This window comes from Streptomyces sp. UNOB3_S3, from assembly GCF_020740895.1.
In the GTDB taxonomy this organism is placed as follows: Bacteria; Actinomycetota; Actinomycetes; order Streptomycetales; family Streptomycetaceae; genus Streptomyces.
Genome location: NZ_JAILXP010000781.1, coordinates 1 through 549, shown reverse-complemented (window position 1 = coordinate 549; position 549 = coordinate 1). Strand labels below are relative to the sequence as shown.

General features: G+C 68.1%; 1 pseudogene. It reads right to left on the bottom strand.

The features are described from left to right. Positions 1-351, bottom strand: a pseudogene (locus K6I33_RS35610) (hypothetical protein); the annotation flags it as partial. Between the last annotated feature and the right edge of the window lie 198 nt (positions 352-549).

The following is a 549-nucleotide window of genomic DNA, read 5'->3' as shown; positions in this document are numbered from 1 at the left end:
CGCCGGTGCCGGGGCCGCCGGGGGTGCCTGCGCGGCGTCCGGCCGGCCGGACGAGGGCGCGCCGAAGGACCGGACGTCGACCATTTCGGTCGCCGCGTCCGGTTCGGACGCCCGGGGCTCCGGCTCCCCGGCTTCCCCGGGGGCCGCCGCCTCGGCGGGGGCACGCCCCTCCAGGTCCTTGGCGTAACGGCGCTCCATGCCCGCCCGTCCGGACAGCAACCGGATGGCCGTGCTGAAGCGTTCCGTCGGACGGGCTTCATTGAGCTCGTCCTGCCTACGGAGCCACATCGGCACCAAGTAGGCGGCCCAGGCCCCGACGATGACTGCGTAGATCAGGCCGCTGCTGCTCACCCTTCACACGGTAGAGGGGTGTGCGCAGATGATTCCGCCAATTGGCGCGGTGTGTCGCACGATCCGGCTGATATCTCGAACTTTTTTTGTGATTGTTGAGATCGGAACCCTACGAATACCGTCAATTGACCGGTCAATTCGAACGTTTATTTTATTTCCGGGGAGAGCCCGGTGCCCGCGCCCGTCCCGCCCCCCGTC